The sequence below is a fragment of the Bombilactobacillus sp. ESL1097 genome, assembly GCF_058107205.1.
In genome coordinates, this window is record NZ_JBYLUB010000002.1 from 73,065 (window position 1) to 88,694 (window position 15,630).

Below are 15,630 nucleotides of genomic sequence, written 5' to 3' on the forward strand. Positions count from 1 at the left end.
ACTGATAGTCATAAAAAGGAGAAGCATTCAGTATGAAGAACAAGAGTTTATTAAAATTATCTATTTTATTAGTATCCGTCATTACCTCCTCTGCGCCAGCGATTAATGCCGATATTCCGGTTTTGGCGAAATCTTTTTCACATGTTCCGTTATCACAAGTGGAGTTGTTAACGACTATTCCTTCACTATTCTTAATTGTGGGGATTTTATTTAGTAATTTCATTGCCAAACGCATTGGTGTTAAACAAACAGTCATGATTGGTATTTTATTGACCGTGATTGCCGGGTTATCACCGATTTTTATTAATAACTTTACATTATTAATGATTTCGCGCTCCCTTTTAGGGTTAGGTATTGGCCTTTTCAATTCGCTCTTGGTCACCATTATTAGTTACTTTTTTAAAAATAATGAGCGTTCTAAAATGTTAGGTTTTCAAAGTACTTTTGAAGGACTAGGTGGTGTTTTAATCACGTTTATTGCGGGTCAACTTGTTCAGTTTGGTTGGCATATGTCTTTTTGGGCATATATCATTACGATTCCGGCCTTGTTGATGTTTAGTTTGTTTGTACCCAAGCTGCCTAAAGCATCACGCGTACAGTCCAATACAAAAACGCAAAAGCATGCCCGTCTATCCCGTGATATTTATGGATTATTGCTGTTAACTTTTGTAGTGATTACGTTGTATATGATTATGGGCATTAAAGTACCAACTTTGATGGTCAACAAAGGCTATGGTAATCCAACGCAAGCTAGTTTTGTCATTTTGGCATTAAGTCTTGGCGCCATGTTAGGCGGTTTATTGTTTGGTAAAATTTTTCAAATGCTAGGTAATAAAATTCTAGTTTTGGCGTTTTTCTTGGAAGCATTAGCAATGACTTTGATTGCTGTTTCTAATACAACTTGGGTGACAGTGGTTGGTGGTTTTTTAACCGGCTTAGGAATTAGATTGTTTTTCCCTTGGTTATTGAATACAATAAATTCAGAAAATAGTGGTAACACCTTAGCAACATCATTGGTATTAATTGTTTATAATTTGGCTGGTTCATTGTCGCCATATACGGCACTTTTGATTCAGAAAATTGGTCATTTAAGTCAATTAACTAATCTCTTTTGGGTTAGTGCGGTCGTATATTTGATCTTGTTGGTCGCTATGTTGTTAATACGTAAGCCAGAGCACATTACTAAATGAGGAGTTATGAAGATGGTATCAGGGAAAGTTTTGACGGTTTATTACAGTAGAACGGGTAATACAAAAGCGGTGGCACAGATCATTCAACAACTAGTTGGTGGTGATTTATTTGCAATCCAAGGAAAAGATACACCAATCCAAGACTACGAAGAACAAGTGCGACAAAATGTATTGGAACAAAATGAAAATATTTTACCAGCAATTAAAACGAAAATAACGAATTTTGAAGACTATCAAAAAATTTTTGTGGGGGCCCCTACCTGGAATATGGCTTTACCACAAATTGTCATGACATTTCTGAAACAATACGATTTTACTAATAAAATTGTCATTCCCTTTAATACCCATGGTGGCTTTGGTAGTGGTGCGAGCTTTACGCAGATTAAACAAACTGTGCGGGCACAACAAGTGTTGCCAGGCTTTTCGTTTGAAGGCGGACTAGAAAAACGGGGCATTGGCCTGGCTATTCAAGGACGAAAACGTCAAGAAGCCAGTCAAAAAGTGCAAGACTGGTTGCGTAAGATTAACCTAAAAGCTTAAGGACTGTGATAAAAAATAATGAGCTGCAATAAAAAGAACCACTTAATTTGTCGGGCCTAAATCTGACAAATTAAGTGATTTTTTAAATAACTATTTAATTGTGGGGAGAATTTTAGATAAATCCCGTTAAATAATTAGCACAAGTTAGCGCTAGTTGTTGTGGACTTTCCGGGTTAGCACTAGTTAACCAGTGAATTAAAACGTTAAAGCTAGCACCGGATAAAAAGTAGAGTTGATAACGATCAATGGAATTGGCGGGCATATTGCCGATGGATTCTTCAATATAGCGATCTAAAGTTTGTAATAATAGTAATCCGTAACCCTTTTGATAAATCAAAAGTACGTAAGTCCGATTTTCTAAAAAAACGGTGAGTGATTGGGCAAATTTTTGCACGACTTGTTCATAAGAGAAGACATCTTTTAGGTTATTGTATTCGTGTGTTGAAGTTAATTTATCATGTAATTGATCCAAATAAAATTCAATCAGTTGAGCTTTGCTTTGAAAATTACGATAGAAACTACTGCGGGCAGTGTGGGCTTGTTTAGTGAGTTGAGTAATAGTAATTTCATTTGGTTCGTACTTTTTCAAAAGTTGGAAAAATGCAGTTATTAACTGCTGCTTGATGCGCTGATTTTCATTAGTTCCATAATACATGTTGTTTTCTCCCCTTATTTTAGTGACACAAATAAGTTAAAACTGTTGCACTAAATTATATTGTACTACTGCATTGATAACAGTATAGTAATCCTAATTAAAAATAGGAAGTGTCCATTATTATGCAGGAGATCACGATTAAAGTTAATATTGACGGTGACAATTATTCAGAACAACAATTACGATTGCTTCGATTTGAACGCGAAAAACATGTTTTACAGGAACTGTTGCATTTAGGAGCAAACATCAAATATCAAGGACGGGATTTAACCTATGAAGATGTGAATTACCTAAGTTATGAAGAAGCTACTCAGGTTAATTTACAGGCTAAAGCGGACTTAGGAATTGAAAAGATTCGACAATTATATGCAGAGTCTACCAAACGTTCCGAACAAATGTGGCGCGATATTGTTCAGAACTTTGATGAACAAGCTGAAATGATTCCTGCACGAGCCACGTTAGTGGTGACTGGAATGACTTTGGCACAATATCAAGAAAAATTAGCTTCTGTTTTGAGTGGCAGTGACTTATCTGTGATGTCGGAAAATCCCGAACATTTTCAGTTTACTAAAATGACTAACGGTGATGTAACAGAGAATTTGGGTATGGAAACGATGGGAATGTATGGTGGCCCGACCGAAGTTGTTTTGATGAAAGATGATCCCACGATTCAAACTAAAGTGACCGCAGATCCTGGTTTTCCACCAGCTAAGGCAGGTACTTCACGGTTACTGGATGGCACTTTACGGCATGATATTGCACATCATCAAATGCGTGATATACCAAATGGCTTTGAATTACGGACTTGTGTTTATTTTCCTAAAGGAACGCCTAAAGAGATGGTTGAAGGTCATAAAATTCATTTAGCCTTAGAAGCTTATGAAATGATTAAAGCAGCAGCTGAAGCTTAAAATCAAATTTTATTTCAGATGCGATTGAGACAAAAAAGTTTTGTAATCTTTTGTCCCAATTGCATCTTTTTTATTGCAAAAATTGGAATAGTAGTTAGTAGGATAGTCTGTTTCTAAATAATAGTTGCTTTTCAAAATTTGATTGAAAAAGCAAGATACTACTTGATGAGTAAAAAATTTTAAGTACTTCATTGGCTTTTTAATAATCGAGAAATAACCACTTGTGTCCAATGCTGAGACAATTTAACTTTTCTTCGACATACTAACAATAACTGCTAGTAAAGGAGAAAAAAATGTTAATTGAAACTATTGGCTTAACTAAAAAATATGGTTCCAAGGTCGCTTTAAATGCGATTAATCTCCAAATTGCCACTGGACAATTGGTCGCTTATTTAGGAACTAACGGTGCCGGCAAATCGACGACAATAAATATTTTAACAGGTCTGATGAAACCCACGACAGGAATCGTTCGCTATGCTGCCGACTTAAAGATGGGCGTTGTGTTTCAAGACAGTGTTTTAGACAAGAGGTTATCGGTGAAAAGCAATATTTTATCCAGAGCAAAAATGTACAAGCATTATGACAAAGACTGGTTAGCGGAGTTAATTGAAGTTATTGGAATCAAGCAATTTTGGAAGCAGAAATATGGCACTCTATCAGGCGGTCAAAGACGACGCGTAGACATTGCCAGAGCTTTAATTGACCAACCTAACTTGTTGTTTTTAGATGAGCCAACTACAGGTTTGGATCTACAAACTAGGTTAGTAATTTGGGATTTGTTACAGAAATTGCAACGCGAACAAGGTTTAACAATCTTTTTGACCACGCATTATTTGGAAGAAGCAGAAAATGCTGATCAAATGTACATCTTAGAAAATGGTAACCTTTTGGCCAGTGGTTCAACAGCAAGCATTAAAAAACGCTATGCTCCTAATAAATTGAAGATTCAAGCTGATGATGTTCAGAAAATTAAAGCTACCAGTGGTATACAAAAAAGGTCTGAGCATCAAATTGAACTATTGGGGTTGACTAGTAAACAGGCGATAGAGGTTTTACAAAATAATGCCACTATAATCCGTGATTTTGAATACCAGCAAGGTTCCATTGATGATGCTTTTATTAAAATTACGGGAAAGGAGCTGCAATGATGATAGCTTTGGTTCAGCGCAATATTAAAGTTTACTTTAGCAATGTTACAGGTGCTATGATGTCGTGTTTAGGGGCACTAATTGGTTTTTTTATTTATGTTTGTTTCTTACAAAGGTATCTTTTGGGGTCACTACCAGTTGTTTCTAATAAAAAACAGTTACTGGATTTGTGGATGTTGGCGGGATTAATAGTCATTGCGGGTATTACTACTTCTTTTCAAGCATTGAGTCAATTCGTGATCGATCGAGAAACTCATACAGCAGCTGATTTTCAATTGACCCATGTATCACCAGCCAAACGGAGTTTTAGTTATATTTTGGCGGCAACGTTTATTAGCTTCTTAATGCAAATCTTGGTGTTAGTACTAGCAGGTAGTTATTTTAAGTTAGTTGATAAAGTTGATCTACCAGCTGATTTTTATTTACCAGCAGTGGGTGTCATGTTTGTTGGTGGTCTGGCAGCCACTTTAGCTAATCAATTACTAGCGTTATTCGTTAATTCCAGTACAACTTATAGTCACTGGGCTTCCATTATCAGTGCTGCATCCGGCTTTATCGTAGCCACTTATATGCCTTATGGGATGCTCTCCAAAAGTATGCAAACTTTGGTAAAATTAATTCCAAGTAGTTATGAAGCAGCCAGTTTACGTAGCCTTTTACTCAATGATTTGCGGGGAAGCAATCTGGCTTTGCCCTTGCGATTAAAAATGTTGCAGGATTTGGCAATTCATTTGGAAATTAAAGGACAACTTTTGACTAATGCCTTGAATACTTATGTAGAACTGGTGATCATAGCTGTGCTTTTGCTATTAGTTGCGGGTTTATCAATAATGATGAATCAAAGAAAGAAGTAATGATTTGAAAATTAGCGTACACATTGACCCTGGCCTGAATAAAGACGAGATTGCGGTAGAACTTAAGGCGGGTGCTGAGTCACTGGCGGTTGATAACTTATTATCCTACATTAAGCAATATGAGTTACAGGAACAAACTTTATTACCGATTAAAATAGCAGATCGGATTTTGACAATTAAGATGAAAGATTTAATCAAAATTGAAGTACAGGGTAAAAATTTAACCTATTATACTAAAGAAACTGTCATTGAGTCTAAAGGCCATTTATATCAAGTTTTAGAAAAATTAACTGCTGATTTTATTCAAGTTTCACGACATTGTGTCATTAATCTGGATTATCTGGATTCACTGGAAACGGGTTTTGCTGGCAATATGGTGGCTATTTTACAATTTAATTTAAAGACTGATGTTTCGCGGAAGTATTTAATAGAATTAGAAAAGAAGTTGGGCTTATGATAAAAATATTACGTCAAGCTGTCAAACGGTTTATTACAGGGGTCGGATTTGGATCAATGGTTTATTTGCTAGTTTTGGCATGTATTCCTCATGAAATCAATATTTCTTTACTAACCGTTTGCGGCGTTTTCATATTTAGTGGATTAATGGGTGAAGGATCTTTTTTGATGGATACTGACTTTCCATTTTTAATAGCACTAGGATTACACTTCATTTTGATGTTGATTTTATTTTTAATGATGATGCTAGTTTGTCATTGGCCTATTGCTGTTTGGACGATTGTACTTTTTCTAGTGACATATATTATTATTTGGTTAGTGATTTTAACGCTCCGTGAGCAGCAAGTTCAGCGGATTAACTCCCGGCTACAAAAGCGTAAGTCCAAGTGATGGAAAGAAATAAAGTATAGAAATTAAAAAACCACTGAGTAATCAGATTTTTAATCTGGCTTACTCAGTGGTTTTTGTTTCTTAGTTGTTTAAACTTTGTTGAATTAATTCGGTTTGTAAATCAGCCAATTTAGTGGTGATATAAACCGGATAAAAATCAGGATTAACCGTTCTTAATGTGGCTTCAGGTAATTCCGCTAATTTTTGCTGACATTGTTTTTGAATTTTGAACACGTCAGTTTCGCTTTTGACTAAATGACCGTGGTCCAAAATTTGTTGTGATAATTCTTCAGCATCAAAGTTGGCCAGAGTAACCTGCTTTTTAACGGATAACGGATTGGAGTCCACTACTGACAAATTAGTTGGTAAAACTTCATCCGCTAAACTAATCACATCCGCAAAAGCTTGGTGATTTTGTTTGTCGTATAAGCGATAAGTTTTCTTAATGCCCGGTAAAGTTAACTTGTCGCGATTATCACTGACTTTAATCTTTGGAATTAATTGTCCGTCGTCAATGACGGCTGCTAATTTATAGACGCCACTGAGGACGGGGGAAGAAGCACTGGTAATTAATTTTTCCCCGACACCAAAGTTATCAATTTGTGCACCTTCATTGAGTAATGATTGAATGACGCGTTCGTCTAAGGCGTTTGAAACCGTGATTTTAATTTGAGACAATCCGGCATCATTGAGAGCTTGACGGGCTTTTTTGGTTAGTTGTGCAATATCGCCAGAATCAATGCGAATCCCACCTTGAACTTGCTGGCCGCCTTGCTGTAATTCTTGAAAGACAGTAATGGCATTAGGTAAACCCGAATTTAAGACGTCATATGTGTCAATTAAAAAGGAAGCATTGTTAGGGTAAATTTGTGCCCATTGGCGAAAAGCGGTAAGTTCATCTGGGAAAGATTCTACCCAAGCATGTGCCATTGTGCCAGCTGGGGGAATGTTAAACATTTGGGCGGCTAAGACATTTGAAGTACTGGTGCATCCACCAATAACTGCTGCTCGGGCACCGTTAACGGCACTGTCCGGTCCTTGGGCGCGGCGCGCACCAAATTCCATCACGGGTTTGTTGTGTGCGGCAAAAGTAATCCGGCGCGCTTTTGTAGCAATCAAGGATTCATGGTTTAAAATGTTTAAAATTAATGTTTCTAACAATTGCGTTTGAATTAAAGGTCCTTGGACAGTCATAATTGGTTCGCGAGGAAAGACTGGGGTACCTTCGGGGATTGCGGTAATGGAGCAGTCAAATTTAAAATTCTTGAGATAATCTAAAAAACTAGGGCTAAATGTGTTCAATGAAGCGAGATACTTAACATCGTCATCCGTATAGTGGAAATCTGCAACCGCTTCAATAACTTGCTGTAAGCCAGCAGCGATAATAAAGCTACCATTGTCGGGAACTTTGCGAAAGAAGACGTCAAACACGCCTTGTTTGTCTTTGCTAACTGCATCATAACCATTGGCCATGGTAAATTCATATAAATCAGTCAACATTGCTAAATTTTTCATGATATAGTTGTCCTTATTAATTTTTTGACAGAGTTCAACCAACCAATATGGTCTGAATAATCGGTCAAAACTATCACAGCTAGTATAGCATTACTAGGAAAGCATGAGTAGTTTTCACCGGTAATTACTTAATTTCTAATTGATTAAGCAGAATACTTGACTTGTCCGTTATGCTATGTTAACTTATCATTTGTATTATATATAATTGATAACTAACTAAAAGAATAAAAGAGGCTCCTATTCGGACACATGCTACTGTACAGAAACGTTGCGAAACGCCAATGTATAGGACAGAACTTGCCGACCGAAGGCAAGTTCCCAAGTAGCTAGACTAAGTCTTTACGCCGGGTAGTGCTAAACGAAAATTTTAGGAGTCGCGAATAATTTTTTTGCGGCTTCTTTTTTTGACTGTATCAATTGAAATTGTGACTAATGTCAGTTAGGCATGGTATGAAGAAACATTATTTGTATTACTAATATGAAGATTTTCTTTTTATCTCAACTTCAATGAAAGTTTATCAGGCAGTCAATGGGTGTTTATGAGCCTCCTTTGTTTAAAAACAAGGAGGTCTTTTTTGATGTTATCAAATCAAGAATTATTGAAGTTGGCTCAAGCAACTCCGGAAGCGGTGCAACAACAGTTTCACACGCGAACAACCGGTTTGTCGAGTCAAGAAGTGACAGCTCTTCAACAAAAGTACGGGAGTAATCAGTTAATTTATCACCACAAAACTCCCGTGTATCGCCAATTTTTACGAGCTTTTGCTACACCTTTTACACTAGTACTGCTGGTTTTAGCTGTCATTTCTTTTTGGACGGATTATGTTTTAGCCAGTCCAGCTGATAAAAGTTTCACGGCGACTGTAATTATTTTAGTCATGGTTATTGTCAGTGGCACCATGACTTTAATTCAGTCCATTCAATCAAGCAATGCTGCGGAAAAATTGCAATCGTTAGTGCAGGTTAATGTCCAAGTTTTTCGAGATCGACAATTACAAACAATTGCTTTGGCTGATTTAGTACCCGGAGATATTGTTAAATTAGCTGCTGGCGATTTGATTCCTGCAGATTTAAGAGTGCTGCAAGCCCGCGATTTGTTGGTATCACAAACGGCGTTAACGGGTGAAAGTTATCAGGTGGAAAAAGTAGTACAGTCAACGGACACTCATTATGAGCAAATTACTGATTTAAAAACATTAATTTTTATGGGGAGTAATGTGGTTAGTGGTACAGCCTTGGCCTTGGTTGTGGCTACCGGACAGCAGACGCGTTTTGGGGAAGTTACTCAAGGATTAACGAACAAAAAAACCACTGTGACTAATTTTGATGTGGGGATTAGTCAAACATCGTGGCTCTTAATTCGGTTTATGGCAATTATGGCCCCTATTGTTTGTGTTCTCAATGGTTTAACCAAAGGTAATTGGCTACAAGCCCTATTGTTTGGCGTTTCTACGGCCGTTGGCTTGACGCCCGAAATGTTACCCGTGATTGTGACTACTAATTTAGTCCGCGGAGCTTTAACAATGGCCAAACAGCAAACGGTGGTGAAGGACTTAAATGCGATTCAAAACTTTGGCGCCATGGATGTCTTATGTACAGATAAAACGGGGACGTTAACCCAAGATCAAATTATTTTAGAACATTATTTAGACGTGCATCAACAGGTCAATCCTCGCGTTTTACAATATGCCTATTTAAATAGTCAGTTTCAAACGGGGTTAAATAATTTAATGGATCAGGCCATTATCCAAGCTGCGACAACTTTGGATTTAGAAGTTACGAATTATCAAAAAATTGATGAAATACCGTTTGATTTTAAACGGCGCCGTTTAAGTACAGTGGTACAGATGCCCCAGCAAGCTGTCACGATGGTTACCAAAGGGGCGTTTGAAGAAATACTACAAATTTGCTCTTATGTAGAGGACCAAGGACAAGTGGTAGCTTTGACGCCTGAGTGGCAAAAGCAATTGCAACAACAGGTCAGGAATTTGAATCAAGCCGGCTTGCGCGTGTTAGGCTTGGCCTATAAAACCAATCCTCAAGCCTCAACTAATGCTAAATTAACAGTTGCTGATGAACAAGATATGGTCTTTTTAGGCTATTTAACCTTTTTAGATCCTCCGAAACAATCGGTGAAACAAGCGTTGGCTTCTTTGGCAGAGTATGGCACACAAGTCAAAATTATTACGGGTGATAATCAATTAGTAACTTTAGCTGTTTGTCAAAAAATTAATTTTGCAGTACAGAATGTGTTAACGGGACAAGAAGTCAGTCAATTAACTTCTGAACAGTTGCAACGCGCGGTGGAAACAACCAACGTTTTTGTGAAAGTTGGGCCTGAGCAAAAAGCTTTAATTGTGCAAACTTTGCGCAAAAATCAACATGTAGTGGGCTTTTTAGGTGATGGCATTAATGATGCACCGGCCATGAAAGCTGCCGATGTAGGAATTTCCGTAGATAGTGCTGTTGATATTGCCAAGGAGTCGGCAGCAATTATCTTATTACAAAAAGATTTGCAGGTCTTAGAACAAGGAGTTTTAGTCGGGCGCCAAACTTTTGGTAATATTATGAAATATATTAAAGCGACGTGTTCTTCCAATTTTGGCAACATGTTATCCGTTTTGTGTGCTAGTATCTTTTTACCATTTTTGCCCATGCAGCCATTACAATTACTATTTTTAAATTTGACTTATGATTTGTCCTGCTTAGTTATTCCATGGGACAGAATGGATCCCGAGTATTTAAAAGTTCCACGCAAATGGGAGGCACGCTCCATTGGCCGATTTATGGCAATTTTAGGACCGACGAGTTCATTATTTGATATTACGACGTATTTAGCCATGTATTTTGTGATTTGCCCACAAGTACTAGGGCATACTTTTGGACAAGTTCATGGTTTGGCGCAACAAGAATTTATTCAAATATTTAATAGTGGTTGGTTTGTAGAATCTCTCTGGACGCAGACTCTAGTTTTGCACGCTTTGCGAACACAAAAAATTCCTTTTGTGCAAAGTCGTGCTGCTAAGCCAGTACTACTTGTCACAACAGGTGCCGTCCTGGTTGGTTCATTAATTCCGTTTACCGCCATTGGACACTTTTTAAAATTGGCTCCTTTGCCAACTAATTTCTGGTGGTTACTCGGATTAACGGTAGTTTGTTATTTAGTATTAGTAACAATCGTCAAAAGAATTTACGTCCAACGTTATGGAGAATTGTTATGAAATCAAAGTTGAAAACTGAATTACGTTATCCTACCCAATTAATTATTGCCTTAACTTGGTTATGTATCGGAATTGCTTGGCTATTCGTGCGACCTGTAACGTGGACAACAGGGTTATTGGCGGGCTTGTTTATTGTTGGCGCTAGTTTAATGATTGTGGATTGTAGTACTAAAGGACACCGATTTGTAAAACGTATTTGGCAAAAATGTTGTAGCAAATGCCACTTAAAAGCCGAAGACTAACCTAAATTAAGGACTTAAGCATTTTTGCTTGAGTCCTTAATTCTAGTTAGACAGTTAGATACAAGTTCCTATTCGTTGAAACACTACAATGTCTTAATTGAAAGACATTCTTTGGATTTCAAATTTGGCACAATATTTAACTTACTTTGGGTGCCGCAATTTGGCAGCGATATGTTGAAACCAAACTTCCCCAATCAATTGCGCTAGAACGTAGCCTAGAGCAATGGCTCCAGTTAATAAGGTAACATGTAAAACCTGTGTTAAGGCACTGTCACGTTGACCAGCCATGAACTGTTCCAAGGCTTGGTAGGCACTGGCGCCTGGTACCAAGGGAACGAGTCCCGGAATGTTAAAAATGGTACTGGGCTGTTTTTTTACCCGTGCTAAGATTAATCCACTTAACCCGACGACTAGCGCTCCTAAAAAGTTCGCGGCAATTTTACCAACATTAATTTGAACCAACAACCAATAACAGGTCCAGCCTAAGCTGCCAGCAAATCCGGCCCAGCCTAAAGCTTTGACAGGCACTTGAATAAAGAGCCCAAACGCCACTGTGCCGATAAAACTTAACCCGATTTGTACTAATAAGTGATACATGCTAGCACTTCCTTAACTAATTAAATAAAAAGCAATCCCCACGCCGACAGCAATGGCGCCAACGACCATGCTGGACTCAATGCCGCGTTCAATCCCCGCTAACAAATTGCCTTCAAACAAATCTCGTAAAGCATTAGTCATCGGGACGCCGGGCACTAACGGCATAATGGCGCCAATGATAATGTTATTGATACTTTTACCACCAAAGAAATGAACGTCACCCATAGCCAATAAGGCAATTACTAACGCGCCGATTAATTCGCCGACGAACCGCAAACGACTGTGTTGCCCAATTACGATAGCGATCCAATAACCTAAAGCGCCAATGATAAAAGTACTCACAAAATCCGTCCAGTCGTATTTTTGCGTGAAGATAATCATTAAACACGCACTTTCTAAGCCCGCACCAAAGGTTTGCGTTGCTAAGGAAAATAAGGGGCGATCGCGCTTGATTTGCCGTAATTGTTGCTCAAAGGTAGCTAAATCAATTTCTTGAGCTTCGTACTGGCGGGAGAGTGTATTGACTCTGGTAATGTTATTCATATTGATGCCGCGCCGTGAAATTTGTAAAAAACGAGTATATGGCGCTTTTTTAAAGCTGACTAAAACTCCCGTTAAACTGGTGAAAGCGGCATTATCAACTTCTTGACCACAAAAGGCAATGCGGCGCATTGTATCTTCGACACGATACATTTCTGAACCGGCTTCCACTAAAATCTGTCCGGCTAAAAGACACACTTCCATTAATTGATCTTGCTGCATCTAAGCACCTTCTTTGAAACTAATTAATCATTATTATACTATATTCGTTAAATTGTTTGGGGGAGGTGAAAAGAGTGCAAGTTGGAATTATGGGCGGATCCGGTTATTTAGGACAGCAAGTGATTCGCCAGCTGCACAAACATCCGACTTGGCGAATTATTAGTTTTTCTCGTCATGGGCAGCAAAACTTGCCAACAAATATTCAGCAAATGGCTCAATTTGTAAGCACTGATATTTTGCACGATGATCAGTGGCAATATTGGTTAAACCAATGTGATTGGGTAATTGATTTAGTCGGAATTTTACGAGAACAGCCGCGGCAAAATATAACTTATCAAACGATGACTTTCGCTCCAGCCAAGATTGTGACAGATTATATTGTTCAACAACAATTAACCACGAAGATGTTGTATGTGGCGGCCAATTGGGCGCCGTGGGGCTTGAAAAAATATTTATTTTATAAAGATCAAACAGCCCTGTATGTCAAACACCAGTTACAGCAGCAAGCAGTGATTATCTATCCAAATTTAATTTATGATCGACAACGGCTAACTAGTTGGGGCTTGGCGCAATTATTACGACTGAGTAATTTACCAGCCATTGCGCCGATGACCCGCATAGCGTTTAGTCAAGAAATTGATAAAATTTTGCAACAGCAAGTGAGCTTTTTGCAACAGCGCCGTTTCTTGCATGAAAAAAATATGTAATTTTACTGTAAATTAAATCAAGGGTGTTTTAAACTAAAAACATTATTGTTATTTTACTGAACTGGGAGGAGTAAGGTTGATGTCAAAAAAAGAAAGATTTATGACTACTTTAGGCTGGATTGCTACGGGAACAGCGATTTTAATGTATGTTTCCTATATTCCACAAATTATTAGTAATTTACATGGAGCGAAGGGTAATCCAGCGCAGCCACTAGCGACCGTCTTGAATACCTTATTATGGGTTATCTATGCTTTGTTCAAAGATCATCGTGATTATCCATTGGCTGTTAGCAATGGTGCCGGTGTGATTTTTGGGGCTTTGGCAGTATTAACAGCTTTGTAAAAAAGCAAAGAGAAGTGGGGATCAAAAGAATTTTTCGTAAATTTCAACGAATATTTTCTTTTTACCCAACTTCTCTTTTTTAATTTTACCAACAATTTGGTAAGTCACCTAATTGAGGTATTTAATGATGAATGTTGAAAATTAATTATGATAAAATTCTCAAATTTGAGAAGGAAAATAAGCACCACGTCAGTGATTGATTAAATTGTTCGCACCTTCGTGGCATCACCACTAGCAATGACTTGTAAGCCGTGAGCGGTTTGTAAAATTAAACTGGCTTTTTGAGTAACACCGACAATTTGGCCGTAAACGACCTTTGGCCCCATTTGCACTTGCACTGTCTGGTTTTTCCAAGCCAGCTTGTCTTGATAGTCAGGTAAGAAAAAGCCAGTCGCAAAATGATCTTTGAAGTGCCAGATTTGCTGCAATAAATGGATGATCAACTGACAGATTGCTTGCTCAGTCGGTTGTTTGGTCAAAAGATTGGCCCCAATTGCTAAGTGCTCTTGATAAAGATTAAGACCAATGCCAATAATAGCAACTTGGGGACGCGGCTGTTCGACTAAAATGCCAGAAATTTTTTGATCATTGACTAAAAGATCATTGACCCATTTAATTTGGGTTTCGAGTTGCCATTGTTGTTCAATGGCCTGATTTAAACACCAAGCAATACCGGTTGTTAAGAGTCCTTGATTTTGGGCAGTTAACTTGGGTAAAGCTAAACCAAGTGAGAGATAAATGCCACCAGTTTGAGAAATAAAGTTACGCCCTTTTTTACCATAGCCATTCGTTTGTTGATTACTGATCACTAGCTGAGGTGAAAATTTTTTTTGGCGGGCGACTTGTTGCTTTAATAATTGGTTGGTGGAAGTGACTTGATCATACCAGGCAATTTGCTGAGCTAAAAACGGCAGCTGCTGGTTTAATTGTTGTTCTAACAAAGTTAAATGTTGCATAATTAATTAGACCTCACATGAGTAAACTAATTTGAGCTTCAAAATAAAATAATTACGTAAAAAGAGACGAACTAAAAGCTATTCAAATCGGTCTTTATCATAGTCAAATTTGACATTTTAAGCAAGTTGCAATATGATACTGCCATCAAACAGTTTGATGTTTGAAATAAAATAAAGGAGCTGTTGGAATCTTAATGGAACTAAATTCAAGTGAAATACGGGCGTTAATTCCCAATCGATATCCGATCTTTTTCATGGACGGAGTGCAAGACATGCAAGTCGATAAATCAATTCAAGCGGTGAAGAACGTAACCGCTGATGAATCGTTTGTTGACAGTTATCGACCGGGACAATTTGTGATGCCATCAACGTTGATTATTGAAACCTTAGCTCAAGCAGCCTCAATTTTTATTTTGAGCTCACCGAGTTTTAAAAATAAAACAGCTTACTTAGGTGGGATTCCGAAGGCTGAATTTTTGTTTGATGTTCATGCTGGCGATCAGTTGCAGTTAAAAGTGGAATTAAAAAGACAACGTCAAAATATTGGCTTGGTTAGTTGCGTGGCGTCGGTTCATGATAAGCCAGCAGTGACAGCGGAATTAATGTTTATTGTCGAGGATGCGGTTCGTAGTTAACGGATTAGTTGCAGTTATTTTGACATTCTATAGGAGTAATACGAATGAAAGATAAAATGCAACGGATCAACCGGTTATTGACCACGGTTTATACTGATATTATGCGGGTTGAAGAACGGGAATTAAAAAAGAGTGATTTTAAGGACATTTCAGTTAAAGAAATGCACGCCATTGATGCAATTACTATGTATGATCACAAAACCAGTTCGCAATTAGCAGAAGAGTTAATGATTACTCCTGGTACAGTCACGACAATGGTTAATAATTTGGTACGTAAAGGTTATGTCGTCCGGATTCATGGCGATGATGACCGCCGAATTGTGCGTTTGGGTTTGACGAGAAAAGGCCGTTTAGTTTATCGAGCACATGATTTGTTTCATCGACAAATGGTAGCTAAGTTTATTGAAAACTTTGACGAGAACCAAGTTGAGATTATTGAACATGCCTTACTCAATTTACGAGCCTTTTTAGAATTTCCCGCGCATATCGATAAAACAAAGGAGTAATC

The 15,630-nt window shown here is 37.9% G+C and carries 18 protein-coding genes and 1 riboswitch; of the genes, 13 read left to right on the top strand and 5 right to left on the bottom strand.

Going from position 1 to position 15,630, the window contains the following annotated elements; genetic code table 11:
• Positions 1-32: 32 nt before the first annotated feature.
• Both AC3B6D_RS04560 and AC3B6D_RS04565 read left to right on the top strand, forming a co-directional pair.
• Complete coding sequence (locus AC3B6D_RS04560; RefSeq protein ID WP_489775028.1) at positions 33-1,190, top strand: MFS transporter; 1,158 nt, start codon at positions 33-35, stop codon at positions 1,188-1,190.
• Between the two features lie 12 nt (positions 1,191-1,202).
• Positions 1,203-1,730, top strand: coding sequence for a flavodoxin (locus AC3B6D_RS04565; protein ID WP_489775029.1), 528 nt, complete (start codon positions 1,203-1,205; stop codon positions 1,728-1,730).
• A gap of 112 nt (positions 1,731-1,842) precedes the next feature.
• On the opposite strand, the gene AC3B6D_RS04570 is transcribed toward AC3B6D_RS04565, so the two are convergent.
• Positions 1,843-2,385, bottom strand: coding sequence for a TetR/AcrR family transcriptional regulator (locus AC3B6D_RS04570; protein WP_489769390.1), 543 nt, complete (start codon positions 2,383-2,385; stop codon positions 1,843-1,845).
• Positions 2,386-2,507: 122 nt separating this feature from the next.
• On the opposite strand from AC3B6D_RS04570, the gene AC3B6D_RS04575 reads away from it, so the two are divergent.
• The 5 genes from AC3B6D_RS04575 (at position 2,508) to AC3B6D_RS04595 (ending at position 6,144) form a co-directional block, all read left to right on the top strand.
• Positions 2,508-3,296: a hypothetical protein gene (locus AC3B6D_RS04575; protein WP_489775030.1), complete on the top strand. Its 789-nt coding sequence runs from the start codon at positions 2,508-2,510 to the stop codon at positions 3,294-3,296.
• Positions 3,297-3,589: 293 nt separating this feature from the next.
• Complete coding sequence (locus tag AC3B6D_RS04580) at positions 3,590-4,444, top strand: ABC transporter ATP-binding protein (RefSeq protein WP_489775031.1); 855 nt, start codon at positions 3,590-3,592, stop codon at positions 4,442-4,444.
• Positions 4,444-5,298, top strand: coding sequence for an ABC transporter permease (locus AC3B6D_RS04585; protein WP_489775032.1), 855 nt, complete (start codon positions 4,444-4,446; stop codon positions 5,296-5,298). The genes AC3B6D_RS04580 and AC3B6D_RS04585 overlap by 1 nt, the downstream gene beginning before the upstream one ends.
• Positions 5,299-5,302: 4 nt before the next feature.
• Entirely contained in the window at positions 5,303-5,755 is a 453-nt protein-coding gene (locus AC3B6D_RS04590; protein WP_489769394.1) for a LytTR family DNA-binding domain-containing protein, read from the top strand.
• Positions 5,752-6,144 (top strand): DUF3021 family protein, encoded by a 393-nt coding sequence (locus tag AC3B6D_RS04595; protein WP_489769395.1) that lies wholly within the window; start codon positions 5,752-5,754, stop codon positions 6,142-6,144. Before AC3B6D_RS04590 ends, AC3B6D_RS04595 begins: the two co-directional genes overlap by 4 nt.
• An 81-nt stretch (positions 6,145-6,225) precedes the next feature.
• On the opposite strand, the gene AC3B6D_RS04600 is transcribed toward AC3B6D_RS04595, so the two are convergent.
• Positions 6,226-7,662 carry a nicotinate phosphoribosyltransferase gene (locus tag AC3B6D_RS04600; protein ID WP_489775308.1) on the bottom strand — a complete coding sequence of 479 codons (1,437 nt, stop codon included), beginning with the start codon at positions 7,660-7,662 and terminating at the stop codon, positions 6,226-6,228.
• 209 nt (positions 7,663-7,871) lie between these two features.
• Positions 7,872-8,034: riboswitch (M-box (ykoK) riboswitch) on the top strand.
• Between the two features lie 203 nt (positions 8,035-8,237).
• Between AC3B6D_RS04600 and mgtA the strand changes: the two genes are divergently transcribed.
• The gene (gene mgtA / locus AC3B6D_RS04605; protein WP_489775033.1) at positions 8,238-10,880 is read left to right on the top strand and encodes a magnesium-translocating P-type ATPase; all 2,643 of its coding nucleotides are present in this window, start codon (positions 8,238-8,240) and stop codon (positions 10,878-10,880) included.
• Positions 10,877-11,122 carry a hypothetical protein gene (locus AC3B6D_RS04610; RefSeq protein WP_489775034.1) on the top strand — a complete coding sequence of 82 codons (246 nt, stop codon included), beginning with the start codon at positions 10,877-10,879 and terminating at the stop codon, positions 11,120-11,122. The genes mgtA and AC3B6D_RS04610 overlap by 4 nt, the downstream gene beginning before the upstream one ends.
• A 141-nt stretch (positions 11,123-11,263) precedes the next feature.
• On the opposite strand, the gene AC3B6D_RS04615 is transcribed toward AC3B6D_RS04610, so the two are convergent.
• Positions 11,264-11,719, bottom strand: a complete 456-nt coding sequence (locus AC3B6D_RS04615; RefSeq protein WP_489756831.1) for a threonine/serine exporter family protein — start codon at positions 11,717-11,719, stop codon at positions 11,264-11,266.
• Positions 11,720-11,731: 12 nt separating this feature from the next.
• Entirely contained in the window at positions 11,732-12,481 is a 750-nt protein-coding gene (locus AC3B6D_RS04620) for a threonine/serine exporter family protein (RefSeq protein ID WP_489775035.1), read from the bottom strand.
• Between the two features lie 74 nt (positions 12,482-12,555).
• Between AC3B6D_RS04620 and AC3B6D_RS04625 the strand changes: the two genes are divergently transcribed.
• Positions 12,556-13,188 carry an NAD-dependent epimerase/dehydratase family protein gene (locus tag AC3B6D_RS04625; protein WP_489769400.1) on the top strand — a complete coding sequence of 211 codons (633 nt, stop codon included), beginning with the start codon at positions 12,556-12,558 and terminating at the stop codon, positions 13,186-13,188.
• Positions 13,189-13,267: 79 nt separating this feature from the next.
• Complete coding sequence (locus tag AC3B6D_RS04630; RefSeq protein ID WP_489756828.1) at positions 13,268-13,531, top strand: SemiSWEET family transporter; 264 nt, start codon at positions 13,268-13,270, stop codon at positions 13,529-13,531.
• 200 nt (positions 13,532-13,731) lie between these two features.
• On the opposite strand, the gene AC3B6D_RS04635 is transcribed toward AC3B6D_RS04630, so the two are convergent.
• A complete protein-coding gene (locus AC3B6D_RS04635) occupies positions 13,732-14,487 on the bottom strand; it encodes a biotin--[acetyl-CoA-carboxylase] ligase (RefSeq protein WP_489769401.1) in 756 nt (251 codons plus the stop codon).
• 194 nt (positions 14,488-14,681) lie between these two features.
• Between AC3B6D_RS04635 and fabZ the strand changes: the two genes are divergently transcribed.
• Entirely contained in the window at positions 14,682-15,122 is a 441-nt protein-coding gene (gene fabZ, locus AC3B6D_RS04640; RefSeq protein ID WP_489756826.1) for a 3-hydroxyacyl-ACP dehydratase FabZ, read from the top strand.
• Positions 15,123-15,166: 44 nt separating this feature from the next.
• A complete protein-coding gene (locus AC3B6D_RS04645) occupies positions 15,167-15,628 on the top strand; it encodes a MarR family winged helix-turn-helix transcriptional regulator (protein ID WP_489756825.1) in 462 nt (153 codons plus the stop codon).
• Positions 15,629-15,630: the final 2 nt, after the last annotated feature.